The following is a 15,605-nucleotide window of genomic DNA, read 5'->3' as shown; positions in this document are numbered from 1 at the left end:
CTCTCTCATCGTGGTGCGCACCTTCCGGTCGTCTGATCCACCAGGTCGACAGTGAGCGGCGTACCGTCGGCACCGTCGACCTTCAATGCGATTCCGCACAGATAGAAGTTGAAGAACGACCCGTACGAGCCGACTCGGATCAGCTGCTTGTAGTTCGAGGGCATGGACGCGAGAATCCGATCGAGCTCACTTTGTTGCTCGATCAGCGGATTCAGGCTTGCGTCCAGCTTCGACAGGTTTCCCGCGATGTCCGGGCGAACTCCGGCGAGGAGATCGGCGAAGGTGCCTGATGCGGTGTTCACACTCTCGACGGCAGTCCCGATCATCTCCCTGTCCGCCGCGAGCCCGCTGACCAGCTGTTGTAGGTGATCGAGAGTGTCACTGAACTGACCACCGCGGCTGCGCAATTCACTGAGCACACCGTCGAGGTTGCCGATCACTCGACCGATCAGTTGGTCGCGGTCTGCGAGAGTGTTCGTGATCGATCCGGTGTGCGCCAGCACCGATGCCACAGTTCCGGACTGGCCTTGAAACACCTCGAGCAAGGACATCGACAACGCGTTGACCTGCTCCGGGTCCAGGGCTTGAAACAGCGGCTTGAAACCACCGAGTAGCGCATCGAGGTCGAGTGCCGGCGCGGTGCGATCGACGGGAATGCTCTCGCCCTGTGGCTGCGGTTCCGCGATCCCCGGATCGTCGAGCAGTTCGAGGTATCGATTACCCACCAGATCCTGATATCGAACAGCGGCTCTGGTCGATACAGTCACGGTGTCACCCGTATCCACACTGAAACTCACGTGGGCACGGTGATTCCCACCGAATTCGACGGAGCCGACAGAACCGACCGGCACACCCGCGATGCGCACCTTGTCGCCGGCTCTGAGCCCGGAGGCGTTGACGAACTCCGCCGAGTACGACCTCGCGTCGCCACCTCGCATCTGGCCGAACACGAGGATCAGCCCGGCGTTGACGAGGATCATCACCAGAACAAAAATTCCGAACTTGACGGTGTACCCACGAACTTTCATCGGATCTCCGTCCCGAACAGGTAGCTCATCAGATCCGGGACCGTGTTCATCGGTTGCCCACCATTCGGCTGACGCTCGGGCGCAAACGGATTCACCCCGGTATCGGTCACCAGGTACGGAGCATTGACGTTCGGGTCGCGCAGTGGAAGACCCATACACTGCGGGCCACCTGTTGCCGCGACCTTCGGAAGGTCGTCGGGATATCGGTACGGTTCGGTTCCGGCGATCAGACCGATCGACATCTTGATTCCTGGTTGTCCGTTGTAGGCGCCGTCGCCGATCTTCTTGCTCTCCTGCAGTCCGTGGAACATGCAGGGAATCACCGGGGAGTATTCCTCGAGCAGTGCGGTGGTCGGCCGCAGTAACGACAGAACGGTGTCGATACCGTCGGCGTTGGCTCCCAGTACATCTTCTCCGGTGCGGGCGACCCCGATCACGTTGAGCAAGAGGAGATCAAGATTCTGCTGCTCGTCGAGAACAGTTGTTCCCGTCGTCGTGAGCGAGTCGAGGGTGTCCATCAAGTCGAGAACAGCGTCGCGGTAGGTCTGTGTGACGGCTGGTAAATCAGTCAACACATGATCGAGAGCCTCACGTGCAGTGTTGAATTCGAGCAACGAGGAATCTGCTTGTTCGAGTGCGACCCCGAGCCGTCCGCCGCGTCCTTGCAGAGCAGTCGAGAGGGCACCCAATGTCGAATCGAGCTTGCCCGGGTCCACCGTCCGGAGCACGGTGGTGAGTTTCTCGAACACCGTGTTCAGCTCGACAGTCACCCGGGATGCGTCGATCGTCGCCCCGGCGGCAAGTCGCGCGCTGCTCGGCTGCTCCGGCGAGGACAGGCTGACGAACTTCGCGCCGAAGGCCGTGTTCGACGTGATCGCCACATCCACGTTTGACGGAATCGATTCGAGCGCTTCGGGATCGATCGACAACGACAGTTGTGCGGTAGCGTCGTCAGTCGGCGTGATGGACTCCACCGAGCCCACGGTCACCCCGGCCATCTTCACCCGCGCGCCCGGATCCATCACGAGCCCCGCGCGCTCCGCGATCACCGTGATCGGGACGCGAGCGACAAACACCTGGTTGAAAGACGCGACCGACAAAGCGATGACCCCGACGATCGCCGCAGCCAAGCCCAGAGCAGCCAACTTGTAGCCGTATCTGTGCACGCAGTCCCCCTAACCGGACAGATTGAAGTTGCCGGAACCGCCGTAGAGCGCGAGTGAGACGAGCAGGGTCACCGCCACGACGCAGATCAGCGAGAGCCGAACCCCGCGGCCCACTGCAGTTCCCACGCCCGACGGTCCCCCGGACGCGTTGTATCCGTAGTACGTGTGGATCAGCATCACCAGTAGTGCCATCACGAGCACTTGAACGAAGGACCATGCGACGTCGACCGGATCGAGGAACGTCGTGAAGTAGTGGTCGTAAAGACCGGAGGACTGACCGAACAGCACGACCGTGGTGAATCGTCCGGCCAGAAATGATCCTACGAGCGCCAGTGAGTACAGCGGCAAGATCGCGATCATCCCTGCGGTGACGCGGGTGCTGACGACGTACGGGACCGAACTGATCGCCATCGATTCGAGGGCGTCGATTTCCTCACTGATGCGCATGGCACCGATCTGCGCGGTCGAACCTGCTCCGATCGTGGCCGACAGGCCGATTCCCGCGATGACCGGCGCAGCGATACGAACGTTGATGAAGGCGGAGAAGAATCCGGTGAGCGCTTCGACTCCGATATTTCCCAGCGAGCTGAAGCCTTGGATCGCAATGGTGCCGCCCGAGGCTAGAGTCAGAAAACCTACGACCGCAACCGTGCCGCCGATCACTGCCAAAGCTCCGGTGCCCATGCTGATCTCGGCTACCAGCCTCAACACTTCTTTCGGGTGTTTGCGAATTGCCCACGGGATGTGAGCGATGGCGCGCGCGAAGAAGACAGCTTGTCGCCCGACATCGTCGATCGAGCGTGACGTTCGAGCCACCCGCGCCCGCGTGCGTCCGAACTTGCCGATTTGTGCCAGCGAATCCGACAGCGTCACCTCGATCACCCCGCCGTCAATCGGATGCCTACCGCGGTGACGATGGTGTTGACGACGAACAACGCCATGAATGCGTACACCACCGTTTCGTTGACGGCCTCCCCCACGCCTTTCGGCCCACCCCGTACCGACAGTCCGCGATAGCAGGCCACCAATCCCGCCAGCATCCCGAACAGTGCAGCTTTGACCATCGACAACGCCACCTCGGGCAGGCCGGTCAGCAACGTGATTCCCTCGACGAAGGCGCCAGGGTTCACGCCCTGGAGAAACACCGAGAAGGCGTAACCGCCGGCGATGCCGATGACGCAGACGAGTCCGTTGAGCAGCAAAGCCACCACGGTCGACGCGACCACCCGCGGAATCACCAACCGATTGATCGGATCGATCCCGAGCACCTCCATGGCGTCGATCTCTTCACGAATCGTTCTCGATCCCAGATCGGCGGCGATGGCTGTCGCGCCCGCACCTGCCACGATCAGCACCGTCACCACCGGACCGACCTGAGTCACGGCACCGAGCGCGGCCCCGGCGCCGCTGAGGTCGGCGGCACCGATCTCGCGGAGAAGGATGTTGAGGGTGAAACTCACCAGGACCGTGAACGGCACGGCTACCAACACTGTCGGCACGATCGACACCCGGGCGATCATCCAACTCTGCTCGAGAAACTCCTGCACCTGAAAGCGGGTGCGGAACAAGCCCACTGCGACATCGGCGCCCATCCGGTAGAACTGGCCGAGTTCGCGCATCGGGCCCGCAAGTGCAACTCTTCCGCTGTACACGTCAATGCCCCGAAGGACATGACGTGGAGTTGCCGTAGTCGACCTTGAATTCCTTGATCCCATTGAGCCAACCGGACGAGAGCCTGCTCGGATCGCCGAGCTTGCTGATGTCGGGCATGTGATCGGCGATCTTGCCGAAGATCAGATCGACCTCCATTCTGGCCAGGTTGGCGCCGACGCAGTAGTGCGGTCCGGTTCCTCCGAACGCGAGGTGCGGGTTCGGGTCTCGGGTGATGTCGAAGACGTCGGGGTTCTCGAAGACGGTTTCGTCGAAGTTCGCCGAGCCGTAGAGCAGTACGACACGCTGCCCCTTCGCAATCGCAGTGCCGGCAATCTGTGTGTCCACCAATGCTGTTCGTTGCATGGACGTCAGTGGCGAAGCCCAGCGGATGATCTCGTCCGCGGCGGTGCGCGGACGCTCACGCTTGTACAGTTCCCACTGATCCGGATGCTCGAGAAATGCCATCATGCCGAGTGTCGTTGCGTTGCGCGTCGTTTCGTTGCCCGCGACAGCCAACATGATGACGAAGAAACCGAACTGTTCCGGGGTGAGTTTCTGTCCGTCGATGTCGGCATGCACCAAGCGCGAGATGATGTCGTCGAGCGGTTCCTCCCGTCTCGCCTCGGCCAGTTGATAGGCGTAGCCCAGGATCTGCGCCGACGCCATCCGAGACTCGCCGGCGAGCGACTCGTCGTCGTATCCCGTCATCTGATTCGACCATTCGTACAGCTGACGGCGCCCGTCCTGCGGTACACCGATCAGATCCGAGATCGCCTGCATCGGTAACTCGCTGGCGACCTGGCTGACAAAATCACCGCTACCTTCCGCCACGGCAGCCGACGCTATGTCTTCTGCCCGCGCTTCCAGCCCGGCCCGCATCGCTTCCACCGACCGCGGAGTGAACAAGCGCGCCACCAACTTGCGCAGCTGTGTGTGCTCAGGGGCGTCCTTGTTGATGAGGACGTGTTTTGTCGCCTCCAACTCCTCCGCCGAGATGTTGTCTTCATGCCGCGGAATGCAGCCGTTGACGTTGCTCGAGAACTCCTCGCTGCGCAACGAGACGTCGCGGACGTCTGCGTGGCGGGAGACAACCCAACAACCACCGTCGTGAAATCCGCCGGTACCCGGTTCCTGGGCGTTCCACCAGACCGGAGCGCATCGTCGTAGTTCGGCGAACTCGGCAAGCGGGACGCGCTCGCCGTACAGATGCGGGTCGGTCACGTCGAACCCGTCGGGAAGGTCGATCTCAGGCATTGCAGATGCTCCTTTACGGATGGGTGCCGGGTGCCGGGTGTTGCGTGTGAGCGCTATTCGATCCGGTGGACCGGGTCGCTGTTCTGTGAGAACTCCTTGGCCCAGCGGTAGTCCGGCTTGCCGCTCGGCGCTCGAACGACCTCGTCGGCGATCCAGAAGGAACGCGGAATCTTGTAGCCGGCAAGCTGAGTGCGGGTGTGTTTTTCGATGGAATCGAAATCCGGTTCCACACCATCGCGGACGCGGAGCACCGCCGCCACCCGATTGCCCCACCGCTCGTCGGCAATGCCGATCACTGTTGCGTCGTAGATGTCGGGATGGGCCTTCACCACGGCTTCGACCTCTTCCACGAAGACTTTCTCACCGCCGGTGTTGACCACCATGTTTCCCCGGCCGAGGAGAGTGACCGAGCCGTCGTCCTCGATCCGCGCTCGGTCTCCGGTCACCACTGCCCGCGCGCCGTTCACCTCTCGGAATATCTCCGCCGACTTCACCGGATCGTTGTAGTAGCCCAGTGGGACGTTGCCGAGTTTCGCCAACCATCCTTCGGCCCCCGAACCCGGCTCCAACACACGGTTGTCGTCGTCGACGACGACCGTGAATCTGTTGGCGCCCACTTTGGGTCCGCCACGCTGCTCGAGCCCTTTGGTTGCGAATCCGATTCCGCCGAAGCCTGTTTCGGACGATCCAACCGAATCGGAGATCATCAGATTCGGAAAGACGTCGAAGAACGCGTCTTTGACCGATCCGGAGAAGAGCGCAGCGCCGGAGGCGAGCACGGCCAGGCTCGACGCATCCGGTTGCAATTCGTGATGGGCTTCGACCAGTGGACGGCCCATGGCGTCGCCGGTGATGACCATGACCTGCGGGCGATATTCGGCGACGACTTTCCAGACCTGTGCCGCATCGAACTTCGGTTCGAAGATGACGGTGTTTCCGGAGAACAGAGCGTTGAACGTCGGCATCAGTGCCGAGGTGTGGATCAGCGGTGGAAGCATGCACCACCGCATCGGTTCGGCTGCCGCGGCGCCACCGCGCGACTGCTGGTACTCGTCGGCGATCGGCTCACCCGAATAGAAGTCGTAACCGCCGGCCAACACGCGCCAGATGTCTTCCTGCCGCCAGACGACGCCTTTCGGTCGTCCGGTTGTTCCGCCGGTGTAGAGAACGTAGACGTCATCGCCGGAACGCTCGGGAAAAGCATGTTCACCTACGCGCAGCGGGGATTGGTTGCCGAGCGCATCCTCGTACGCCACTGCCCCCGGAATCGACGGTTCGTTCCCGAGAGCGAGTTCGTCCGCCGCCTCGATCACGTACTTGACCCGCGGCGCGGACACCAACGCCTCGGCGACCCGCTCAGCGAAACCACGATGGAAAACCAACGCCGTGAGATCCGCATTCTCGTACAGGTAAACCAATTCGTCGCTCGTGTAGCGGTAGTTCACCGTGACGGGAACGCCGCGGATCTTGAAGGCCGCGAGGACAGCAACCATCGCCTCGATCGAGTTGTGCAGTTGAATACCGATGTGCGAACCGACACCCAACCCGACGGACTGGAAGTAATGCGCCAATCGGTTGGCCCGCTCGTCGAGCTCACGGTATGTCACCTCCTCGCCGGAAACGATCAGCGCGAGGCGATCGGGCATCACATCGACGGAATGCTCGAACAGGTCTGCAAACGTGTACGCCATAGGTTGAGTCCTTCGGGTTCGGCCGGTCAGACGACGAAGAGAGGCAAAGGGATTCCGCGATCTTCGAATACGAATGCCGCGCCGGTACTGACCTTCGTAATGGCGACTTCGACGCATTCCGGAGCGGGAGCTTCGGTGATGTCGACGGCCAGAAGGAGCCCCGCGGCATCTTCGGCCACCACTCTCACGGTGAAGTGCGGATTCACGCCGCGGACCAAAGCCTGGAGGGGATCGAGGTGCTCGCTGCCGAGCAAGGTCGGCCAACCGCCGTCACGGTCGACAAGAGCGTCTCGCGAGATCCACAGCTCCAGAGCACCGCCGTCCGGTCGGATCTCACTCTCCACATACTGCTTCGGATTCAGCAAGGGATGCACGGACAGGACCAATGCCAACGATTCCAGAGTCGAAGGAAGCCCGAGCGCATCTCGAATACGCTGTGCCGCAACTCCCGCGATTCCGGTCAATTGCTTTCGCGTGATCTCGCGCGCCTTGTCTTCGTCGGCACGGCGGCGAACCGCTGCCAGAAAGCCCAACGCCAACAGATGATGCTGCACGCAGATCTCCTCTGCGATACGAACCAAGGCCGATCGCGAGAAGTCGGAAAATCTCAGGTCGGACAACAACGGACCCGAGTAGTCCGCCTTACCGTCCCCACCGTGATCGATCGGGCTCAGCTCGACCGTCACCGCGGCGGTGCGTCCGATCTGCTCGGTGTGCGCGGTCATCACGGGAGGCGTGTGCGACGGGTCGATGGAAACGGTCCAGGCGCAGTGCGGATGTCGGTCCGCGGGCCTGCGCGGTGGTCGGTGAATCGGCCGGATCTGGGCGTGCGGGTTGGTCGCGATGGCCGTCGCATCGAAAGTCGGATCCTCGATGTCGTGACACATCGAGGTCACGAACTCATCGCCCAACGGCTCGACGTCCATGAGTGCTCCGCAATGATCGAGCCAGAATTCACCGTGCAGCGGATCGTCGACCCGGTATCGAAAGTCCATGAACTGTGGCGGAGCGCCGATGTCGAGTTGTAACCCTTTGAAGATCGTCACGACGTCGTCGCCCTCGTATCCGAGAGCCTTCTGCATGCGGCGGGTGTACCAGGGGCTGGCCGATTCCCACTCCTCGACGGCCACCTGCGCCATACCCTCGCGTCCGAATTCGACGATCAGATGCGCCATGCCCGAGCGATCGATCAGCTGCCCACACAGGAGCAACTCGGGCACCAACACGGCAAGGTCGCGCTGCGAGAGTGTCTCGAAGGAATCGCGTACCGTCATCGGACTCACCACAGCGGGACCGGCGCGGTGCCCACCGGATACCAGCCCGGTAGCGGGTCGCCCGAGATCGATCGCTGGATCCGGCCCTGCATCCCCTTCGAGAGAGCGTTGTTGCCGATCATCTCCATGAACAGTGCCGACACGTTCCCGAAGTCGAAGAAGTCACGCTGCCAGGACCATTGGAAGTCCCCGCCGTAACGGAACCAACTACCGCCGATACCGTAGACGGAGTAGTTGCTCCCGTCCTCACGCTTGGCATCGGAAATCTGCTTCCACAAGCCGATCACGTTTCCGCTACGTTCGTCGATCACAAAGTCTTGATACGGGTACTCCCAACCTTCGAGGCCCTTCATCTCGAGGCCGAGCGCGACTTCGCGAATCTCCTCGCGCCCCACTGCCATGAAATCCTGCTTGGGACCGTAGTTCCACCCGTACGTGGCGTCCTCGGTGTACATGTCCGCCAACGGTTTCCAATCACCGGCGGCTTCGGCCTTCTTGTTCGCCTCGATCCAGCGTTGGACCATCTCGTCGAGCTCTGCGCGGTCGAAACCCGTCATCTGAACTTCCTCCCTCGAGTACTTGAATTCGCTGCAATCAATCGACAATCCGCTGTAATCAGTCGACAATTCTCAGGGCGCCGGTCGGGCAGTACCTGACCGCCAGCTCGGCTTCACCGCGGAGCGACTCAGGTGGGTCCGAGTCCAGAAGACTGACCTTCCCCCGCTTCGGGACGACAAAGATCTCCGGTGCCTCGAGCTCACACGCCGCATGGCCTTGGCACAGGTCGAGGTCTACTTCGACGTGCATGATCACCCCTCACGCCCGGGACGTGTTCTGCGCCGGTACCTCACCGCGCACGGCTGCTGCAACTGGACGACCATCTTGCTGTGGTCGTTTCGGTAGGACTCCGACGGCTGCGCCATCTCGAACTCGAAGTCCCGCAGCAGGATCGAGAAGATCGCTTTGAGCTGCATCTGGGCGAATGCAGCACCGACGCAGCGATGCCGGCCGGCTCCGAACGGAATCCACGTCCAGCGGTTGACGATGTCCTCTTGATTCGGGTCGATGTACCTCCCGGGATCGAAGGTGTCCGGTCGGGGGAAGTCCTCGGCGATTCGATTGGAGATCGCGGGCGTCGCAGCGACAAGATGGCCCTCTCGGATCTCGAAGCCGCCCACTTCGAAATCTCCACGTGCCACCCGCAACAGGATGATCAACGGCGGATGCAGTCGAAGGGTTTCCTTGACCACGGCCTCGAGAACCGGAATCTGGCGCAGGGCATGAAAACTGATGTCGGCGCCGTCGGAGTACAGATTGTCGAGTTCGTCGACGACGTCCGTCATGGTGTCGGGATGCCGCAACATCTCGATCAGCGACCACGCTGCCGTGCCGGAAGTCGTGTGGTGGCCGGCGAACATCATCGAGATGAAGATGCCGGTGATCTCGTCGGCACTGAACCGGAGGTCGCCGTTCTCGTCCTTGACCGAGACCAACACGTCCAACATGTCGCGGTCCTCCTTGCCCTGCGGAGGATTCGCGATGCGCCCGTTCATGATGTCCTGTACCAGAGCGACCAACGCCAACCGGGCCTCGTCGCGGCGGCGGAAACTCTCGATCGGCGCGTACGGATCCACGAAAGCCAATGCATCCGTTCCCTGTTCGAGTTCGTGATACAGCTTGGCGAAGCTATCGTCCAGTTCGTCGCGGAACTTCTTGCCGATCAGGCACGCCGACGAGGTGTAGATGGTCAGCTCGGCGAAGAAGTCGAGCAGATCGATCTCGCCTTCGTCTCCCCACTGCGCGACCATCGCCTCGACCTCGCGGCCGATCGTGGCGGCGTGCCCGCGCATCTGTTCGCCGCGCAGAGCCGAGTTGTGGAGCATCTCCTTACGCCGCTCCGGGCTGGCATCGAAGACGACGCCTTCACCGAATATCGGCTTCATGAAGGGGTAAGCCGCTTGTTGGTCGAGATCCTCGTCGGTGGAGCGGAAGAAGAACTCGTTTGCCTCAGCTCCGGACAGCAGGATCACTGTGCGGTCGGCAAGTTGAAAGGCGCCGACGTCACCACATTCCTCACGCACCCGGCGCATGAGCGCTATCGGGTTGGTTCGCAGTTCCTCGAGATGCCCGTGCGGGAGATCCCCGCCGGACACCCGCGGCGGCTCGGGCAGTGTTCGCGACGTCTCCTGCACTCCGTGCGTCATGTCGTCTCCTGTGAGTTCGCAGTGGGAAGTTTGTCCAGTGGTGCCTCGGGCTGAACTTCGACGAGCACGATGTGTGCTCCTCGCGGCGCCGACACAACGGCGACAATGGCATTGGCGATGTCCGAGGCGCGCAGAAAGTAACCATGGCGGGCGAACCCCCACTTACTCCACGATTCCCCAACCGGTCCGATGATCTCCGGCGTCGTGTCCATCCCCATGCCGGTCAGTGTCGGCCCGGGTCGCACGATCGACGCACGAATGCCTGTTCCTTCGAGCTCCATTCGCATCTGGCGCCCCATTGCTTCGAGCCCGGCCTTGGCCGCGTCGTAAGCACCCATGAGTGGACGCTGGCGCTCGGCACAATCCGAGCCGATCAGTACGAAGTCACCGCGCTGTCGTTGCCTCATGCCGGGGAGTACGCGATGCGCCAATCGCTGCGCACCAACGAGGTGGACTTGGATCTGCCGTGAAAACGCCTCTGGATCCATCTCGTCCGCAGCCCCGAATTCGAGGTCACCGGCACCGGAGACGACCATTTCGGTGGGACCGTGGACTGCCTCTGCGGCCGAGACGAATCCGTCGACCGAATCACCGTCCGTGACGTCGAGGAAGTGGGCAAACGCTTCACCACCATTGCTGCGGATCTTCTCGGCGATGGCTTCGCATTCGGTGACTCGACGCGCACCGAGCGCAACCGGATGGCCGAGTTCGGCCAGGGCATACGCAGTAGCGGTGCCGATTCCCGACGATGCACCACTGATCAATGCCGGCCGGCAAACTGGATTGGGTTCGAAACGAGGCATCAGCGCACCTGCACTTTCACCGGCAGGGCCGCAAAGCCCCGGACGTTTGTCGAATGAACACGCTCGATTCCGGACTCGTCGACTTCGTAGTCGCTGACCCGACGCCCGAACTCTGCGAGGGCGATCTTGGCTTCGAGCTTGGCAAGGTGGGCACCGAGACAGAAGTGCACGCCACCACCGAAACTCGCGAGTTTTCCCGACGAACTCCGGCCGATCTGGAAGCTGTCGGCATCCTCGAAGACGTCGGCGTCTCGGTTGGCCGATCCGATCAGGAGCAGGACCTTCTGCCCCGCCGGAATGGTGCGTCCGTGATATTCGAGGTCGACAACCGAAGTCCGAGCCACGATCTGGCTCGACGTGTCGTAGCGAAGAGTCTCTTCCACCCATTCCGAGGCTCGTTCGGGATCGTCGAGAACCGGTGTGATCTGCTCCCTGTGGTGCGAACCCCAGTACAGAGCGTTTCCGAGAAGCTTGGTCGTGGTCTCGTTTCCGGCCACGACCATCAGAAACATGAATCCGAGGATCTCCTGGTCCGAGAGTTTGTCTCCGTCGATCTCGGCATCGAGCAAGGCCGAGGTCAGATCGTCCGTCCGCGATCGGCGACGCTGCGCGATCATCTCCTTGTAGTAGCCCATCAAACTGATCGAAGCCTCCACCGCAGGTTGCGGCACGTCGAGAACACCCGCCTCTCGATGCACCACCAGATCCGCCTTGCGCCGCAGTTCGGCTCTGTCGGGTTCGGGGACCCCCATGAGTTCGGAGATGACGTCCATCGGCAGCTTTCCCGCCACCTCCGTAATCCAGTCGAACTCCCCCGCGCCCAACGCAGGTACCAGATGTTGCTTCGTGAGTTCGAGGATCCGGCCGGCGAGCTCCGCAACCCGTCGCGGCGTGAATCCGCGAGAAACCAACTGGCGCAACCGCATATGGCGGGGATCGTCCATCGCGAGAAACGACATCACATAATGCGCGTGTGGACCGTAGGCTGCGGGGTCGAGCGATACCCCGTTGGCGCTCGAGAGACGCTTGTTGTCCTTGAATCCGTCGACCACGTCCGCATATCGCGACAACGCCCAAAAGCCAACGTCCGGATTGTGATACAACGGTGATTCTTCGCGCAGACGCTTGTACGTCGGATACGGATCGTCGTGAAAGTGGTAGTCGTACGGATTGAAGACCACCGGATCGATCAAAGCTTCTGTCATGATTTCTCCAGGATCAGTAGAGCTGAGGCCTCGAGGCGTCCAGCGATTTGCGCGTAGGTTCCGTAGCCGATCCCTGCTCGCAGAAGCGCCCCGGCATAAAGCATTTCGAGCGCTTCCAACACTTCGGGTTCGCCATTCGGATCCAGCGCCGAAGCGAGTCGTTGATGGATCTCGAGTCCGATCCGCCCGCGAAGATGTTCCACTTCAGGATCGGATCCGAGCAGTGCATTGGTCACGGCGGCCGATACCTCCGGTTCGTCCGCGAGAAGCAGCGCGATGTTTCGAAGTACAGACAGCACGTGCGCGGTGCGATCCAACCCTGAGCCATCAGGCGCCGACGAGTTCTGAAGTCTTCGCCAGAAAACCTCTGCGACCAGATGCTCCTTGGACGCGAAATACGTGTAGGCGGTCGCAGTTCCTACACCCGCTTCGGCCGCAACCGAACGGACAGTCAGTCCGGAAAACTCTTGTTTGCGTAGAACTTTCACTGTTGCTTCGGCAAGCCTGGCCACAGTTTCCGCCTGTTTGCCCGTGAGGCGCCTGCGAGTGGATTCATAGACAATCGATCCCCCGCCACTTGAATCGCCCCGTTTGCTGGACACGTGTCTGGACGTTACTACAGCACCCTGTCCAGGGCAACGAAATGGGGAAACTTCGAAAATTCACCACTCACAGGCAGCCACGAAGCGAAAAGTTCTACTACAGACCGATCTTCATCCCGGCACCAGCGTCCACGCGCAGTTGCTGGCCGGTGACGAATCGCGACTCGTCCGAGGACAGGTACACGACCGCATGCGAGATGTCCGCGGGCTCGACCCACGGGGTCGGCATCGCCTGCATGAACGGGAACGTCGCTGCCGCATCCTCGGCGGTCGGATTCTCGAGGTCGGGACGGAACGTGCGGTACATCGGCATGCTCTGCAACATGTCGGTGTTCACGTTGGTCGGATGAATCGCGTTGACGCGAATGGAACTCGGCCCGAGAGTCAGTGCCAACGAACTGGTATATGCCTGAATCAGCTTCTTGGCCAGTCCGTATCCGTCGCCACCCGGACCCTGGAGCGCCTGCTGCCCGTTGAATCCGGTCTGTGGCACCAGACCGGCAACAGAGCCGATCGCGATGATCGAACCCCCTTCGCCGAGGTATTCCATCGACGCGTGCACTGTATTGACGACACCGAGAAAGTTCACATCGAACGCGTCGACGAAACCGGCAGTCGACACGTGCTTGCCGAGCGGACAGATACCGGCGTTCGCCACGACGACATGCAATCCGCCCAACTGACCTACCGCCTCGGCAAGTGCCGTTTCGAGTCCGGCGCGATCGCGGACGTCGACACGTGCCGTCACCACCTGCTGTCCGGTCTCTTTCACCAGTCGAGCCGTTTCCTCGAGATCGGCAGGACTGGCGAGCGGGTATTCGTTGCTGGCGATGTCTGCGCACAGATCGAAGGCGATGATGTGCGCGCCCTCCCGTGCGAGATGAACGGCATGACTGCGCCCCTGACCTCGAGCAGCACCGGTCACCAGCACCACTTTTCCGTCAACTCTGTTCATTTCGACCTCTCTCCCGTGTACGTGAAGGCGTGTATGTGAAGGCGTGCATGTGAAAGCGTGGATGTGAAGGCGTGGTTGTGAATGTGCGGTGAACCGTAGCCGCGCCGCCCCGGACACGAGGCGCTTTTCACCGAACCAGATCCCGAGACGCTCTCGAAATCTCTTATGCCCCAGAAACCATTGCCTCAACCACGAGTGTGAACTAGAGTCCAGACACATGTCCAGAAAGAGAGGGTTCGCGTTATGACGCTTCGACCCGCAGACAGTTCTGCACTTCTCGTCGACGGAAAGCTGGTTCCCGGATCCGGTGGAACCTTCGAAGTTTTCAACCCGGCCACCGAGGAACTGATCGGCCGTGCGGCCGAAGGCACCACCGCGGACATGGACGCGGCCATTGCCGCGGCGCGCCGTGCGTTCGACGAGACCGAATGGGCACGCGATCACGGGTTTCGCGCTCGCTGCCTGCGCCAACTGTGCGACGCACTCCAGTCCCACATCGAGGAGTTGCGTGAGATCACCGTCGCCGAGGTCGGCGCACCCGTCATGCTGACGAGCGGTCCGCAACTCGAAGGCCCGATCGAAGATCTTCGCTACTGGGCTGACCTGATCGAAACCTATTCGTGGGAACAAGATCTCGGGCACGCGTCACCCATGGGGATTCCGACCCATCGCCGACTGCTCAAGGAAGCGGTCGGCGTCGTCGGCGCAATCACACCGTGGAACTTCCCGCACCAGATCAATTTCGCCAAACTCGGCCCCGCCCTCGCGGCCGGCAACACCATCGTTCTCAAACCCGCGCCGGACACGCCCTGGTGCGCCGCGCTGGTCGCCAAGGTGATTGCAGAAGAAACCGAGATCCCGGCGGGCGTCGTCAACGTGGTGACGTCGACAGATCACTCTCTCGGCGCGCAGCTGTGCAGCGATCCGCGCGTCGATCTCGTGTCCTTCACCGGTTCCACCGCCACCGGACGCACGGTGATGGCCACGGCCGCGCAAACCCTCAAGAAGGTCTTCCTCGAACTCGGGGGCAAGTCCGCATTCATCGTCCTCGACGACGCGGACATCAAGGGTGCATGCTCGGTTGCCGCGTTCTCCGTGTGCGTTCATGCCGGTCAGGGATGCGCACTCAGTACCAGACTTCTCGTGCCGCGCGCTCGGTACGAAGATGCTCTGGCCGCGGCCTGCGCCGCGATGGCGGGTATCCGAGCCGGTGACCCCAGCGCGCGCGGAACGGTGTGTGGTCCGGTCATCTCCGCGCGACAGCGCACCAGGGTGGAGAGCTACCTCGCCCTCGCGGTCGAAGAGGGCGGCACGATCGTGACGGGTGGAGGCCGACCCGACGATCACCAGAGCGGCTTCTTCGTCGAACCCACTCTCATTGCCGGGCTGGACAACTCGTCTCGCGTAGCGCAGGAGGAGATTTTCGGGCCCGTTCTCGTGATCATTCCGTACGACAACGACGACGACGCTATCCGGATTGCCAACGATTCCCCCTACGGCCTGTCCGGGTCGGTGTGGGGCGCCGATCCCGATCGCGTCGCGCACGTCGTTGCCGGTGTCAGAACCGGAACGCTGAGCGTCAACGGCGGCGTCTGGTATTCGGCCGACGCACCGTTCGGCGGCTACAAACAATCCGGGATCGGCCGCGAAATGGGCCTCGCCGGTTTCGAGGAATACCTCGAAACCAAGCTCGTCGCTTCACCTTCCTGACATTCCACACCCTCACCCCCACACCTTCACCACAGAATCATCACCACGAAAGTAGGTCGA

Annotated in this window: 15 protein-coding genes; 1 reads left to right on the top strand and 14 read right to left on the bottom strand. The window is 61.8% G+C overall.

The features are described 5' to 3' along the window. Window positions 1-5: 5 nt before the first annotated feature. The 14 genes from R4P70_RS27015 to R4P70_RS26950 form a co-directional block, all read right to left on the bottom strand. Window positions 6-1,028 carry an MCE family protein gene (locus tag R4P70_RS27015; protein WP_020907939.1) on the bottom strand — a complete coding sequence of 341 codons (1,023 nt, stop codon included), beginning with the start codon at window positions 1,026-1,028 and terminating at the stop codon, window positions 6-8. Beyond that, on the bottom strand, window positions 1,025-2,194 hold the full coding sequence (locus R4P70_RS27010) for an MCE family protein (RefSeq protein WP_019748673.1): 1,170 nt from the start codon (window positions 2,192-2,194) through the stop codon (window positions 1,025-1,027). Before R4P70_RS27010 ends, R4P70_RS27015 begins: the two co-directional genes overlap by 4 nt. 9 nt (window positions 2,195-2,203) lie before the next feature. Beyond that, on the bottom strand, window positions 2,204-3,076 hold the full coding sequence (locus R4P70_RS27005) for an MlaE family ABC transporter permease (RefSeq protein WP_003944051.1): 873 nt from the start codon (window positions 3,074-3,076) through the stop codon (window positions 2,204-2,206). Further along, entirely contained in the window at window positions 3,073-3,813 is a 741-nt protein-coding gene (locus R4P70_RS27000) for an MlaE family ABC transporter permease (RefSeq protein ID WP_021344419.1), read from the bottom strand. Before R4P70_RS27000 ends, R4P70_RS27005 begins: the two co-directional genes overlap by 4 nt. Window positions 3,814-3,847: 34 nt before the next feature. Then, entirely contained in the window at window positions 3,848-5,101 is a 1,254-nt protein-coding gene (locus R4P70_RS26995) for a cytochrome P450 (protein ID WP_046378646.1), read from the bottom strand. A gap of 53 nt (window positions 5,102-5,154) precedes the next feature. Continuing rightward, a complete protein-coding gene (locus R4P70_RS26990) occupies window positions 5,155-6,792 on the bottom strand; it encodes an acyl-CoA synthetase (protein WP_290287027.1) in 1,638 nt (545 codons plus the stop codon). 26 nt (window positions 6,793-6,818) lie between these two features. Then, on the bottom strand, window positions 6,819-8,066 hold the full coding sequence (locus R4P70_RS26985; protein WP_042952026.1) for a hypothetical protein: 1,248 nt from the start codon (window positions 8,064-8,066) through the stop codon (window positions 6,819-6,821). 5 nt (window positions 8,067-8,071) lie between these two features. Further along, complete coding sequence (locus R4P70_RS26980; RefSeq protein ID WP_020907944.1) at window positions 8,072-8,623, bottom strand: hypothetical protein; 552 nt, start codon at window positions 8,621-8,623, stop codon at window positions 8,072-8,074. A 58-nt stretch (window positions 8,624-8,681) separates the two neighbouring features. After that, complete coding sequence (locus R4P70_RS26975) at window positions 8,682-8,873, bottom strand: ferredoxin (RefSeq protein ID WP_029255487.1); 192 nt, start codon at window positions 8,871-8,873, stop codon at window positions 8,682-8,684. 2 nt (window positions 8,874-8,875) lie between these two features. Beyond that, complete coding sequence (locus tag R4P70_RS26970; RefSeq protein WP_317832677.1) at window positions 8,876-10,270, bottom strand: cytochrome P450; 1,395 nt, start codon at window positions 10,268-10,270, stop codon at window positions 8,876-8,878. Next, window positions 10,267-11,073, bottom strand: coding sequence for an SDR family oxidoreductase (locus R4P70_RS26965; RefSeq protein WP_317832675.1), 807 nt, complete (start codon window positions 11,071-11,073; stop codon window positions 10,267-10,269). Before R4P70_RS26965 ends, R4P70_RS26970 begins: the two co-directional genes overlap by 4 nt. Continuing rightward, window positions 11,073-12,278 carry a cytochrome P450 gene (locus R4P70_RS26960; protein ID WP_317832673.1) on the bottom strand — a complete coding sequence of 402 codons (1,206 nt, stop codon included), beginning with the start codon at window positions 12,276-12,278 and terminating at the stop codon, window positions 11,073-11,075. Before R4P70_RS26960 ends, R4P70_RS26965 begins: the two co-directional genes overlap by 1 nt. Then, on the bottom strand, window positions 12,275-12,841 hold the full coding sequence (locus R4P70_RS26955) for a TetR/AcrR family transcriptional regulator (RefSeq protein ID WP_024487471.1): 567 nt from the start codon (window positions 12,839-12,841) through the stop codon (window positions 12,275-12,277). Before R4P70_RS26955 ends, R4P70_RS26960 begins: the two co-directional genes overlap by 4 nt. A gap of 136 nt (window positions 12,842-12,977) precedes the next feature. After that, window positions 12,978-13,835 (bottom strand): mycofactocin-coupled SDR family oxidoreductase, encoded by an 858-nt coding sequence (locus R4P70_RS26950; RefSeq protein ID WP_317832671.1) that lies wholly within the window; start codon window positions 13,833-13,835, stop codon window positions 12,978-12,980. A 243-nt stretch (window positions 13,836-14,078) separates the two neighbouring features. Here R4P70_RS26950 and R4P70_RS26945 point away from each other — a divergent pair, with 243 nt between their 5' ends. Continuing rightward, entirely contained in the window at window positions 14,079-15,545 is a 1,467-nt protein-coding gene (locus R4P70_RS26945; RefSeq protein ID WP_317832669.1) for an aldehyde dehydrogenase, read from the top strand. Window positions 15,546-15,605 lie beyond the last annotated feature (60 nt).

The organism is Rhodococcus sp. IEGM 1241, from assembly GCF_033142365.1.
In the GTDB taxonomy this organism is placed as follows: domain Bacteria; phylum Actinomycetota; class Actinomycetes; order Mycobacteriales; family Mycobacteriaceae; genus Rhodococcus_F; species Rhodococcus_F erythropolis.
The sequence above is the reverse complement of the archived record's forward strand: the minus strand, read 5'-3'. Positions and strand labels throughout refer to the sequence as shown.

Bases quoted from the DNA above. Each gene is read 5' to 3' on its own strand.
- R4P70_RS27015 (WP_020907939.1), bottom strand. From the start codon at position 1,028: ATGAAAGTTCGTGGGTACACCGTCAAGTTCGGAATTTTTGTTCTGGTG.
- R4P70_RS27000 (WP_021344419.1), bottom strand. From the start codon at position 3,813: ATGCGCGAACTCGGCCAGTTCTACCGGATGGGCGCCGATGTCGCAGTG.
- R4P70_RS26995 (WP_046378646.1), bottom strand. From the start codon at position 5,101: ATGCCTGAGATCGACCTTCCCGACGGGTTCGACGTGACCGACCCGCAT.
- R4P70_RS26990 (WP_290287027.1), bottom strand. From the start codon at position 6,792: ATGGCGTACACGTTTGCAGACCTGTTCGAGCATTCCGTCGATGTGATG.
- R4P70_RS26985 (WP_042952026.1), bottom strand. From the start codon at position 8,066: ATGACGGTACGCGATTCCTTCGAGACACTCTCGCAGCGCGACCTTGCC.
- R4P70_RS26980 (WP_020907944.1), bottom strand. From the start codon at position 8,623: ATGACGGGTTTCGACCGCGCAGAGCTCGACGAGATGGTCCAACGCTGG.
- R4P70_RS26975 (WP_029255487.1), bottom strand. From the start codon at position 8,873: ATGCACGTCGAAGTAGACCTCGACCTGTGCCAAGGCCATGCGGCGTGT.
- R4P70_RS26970 (WP_317832677.1), bottom strand. From the start codon at position 10,270: ATGACGCACGGAGTGCAGGAGACGTCGCGAACACTGCCCGAGCCGCCG.
- R4P70_RS26965 (WP_317832675.1), bottom strand. From the start codon at position 11,073: ATGCCTCGTTTCGAACCCAATCCAGTTTGCCGGCCGGCATTGATCAGT.
- R4P70_RS26960 (WP_317832673.1), bottom strand. From the start codon at position 12,278: ATGACAGAAGCTTTGATCGATCCGGTGGTCTTCAATCCGTACGACTAC.
- R4P70_RS26950 (WP_317832671.1), bottom strand. From the start codon at position 13,835: ATGAACAGAGTTGACGGAAAAGTGGTGCTGGTGACCGGTGCTGCTCGA.
- R4P70_RS26945 (WP_317832669.1), top strand. From the start codon at position 14,079: ATGACGCTTCGACCCGCAGACAGTTCTGCACTTCTCGTCGACGGAAAG.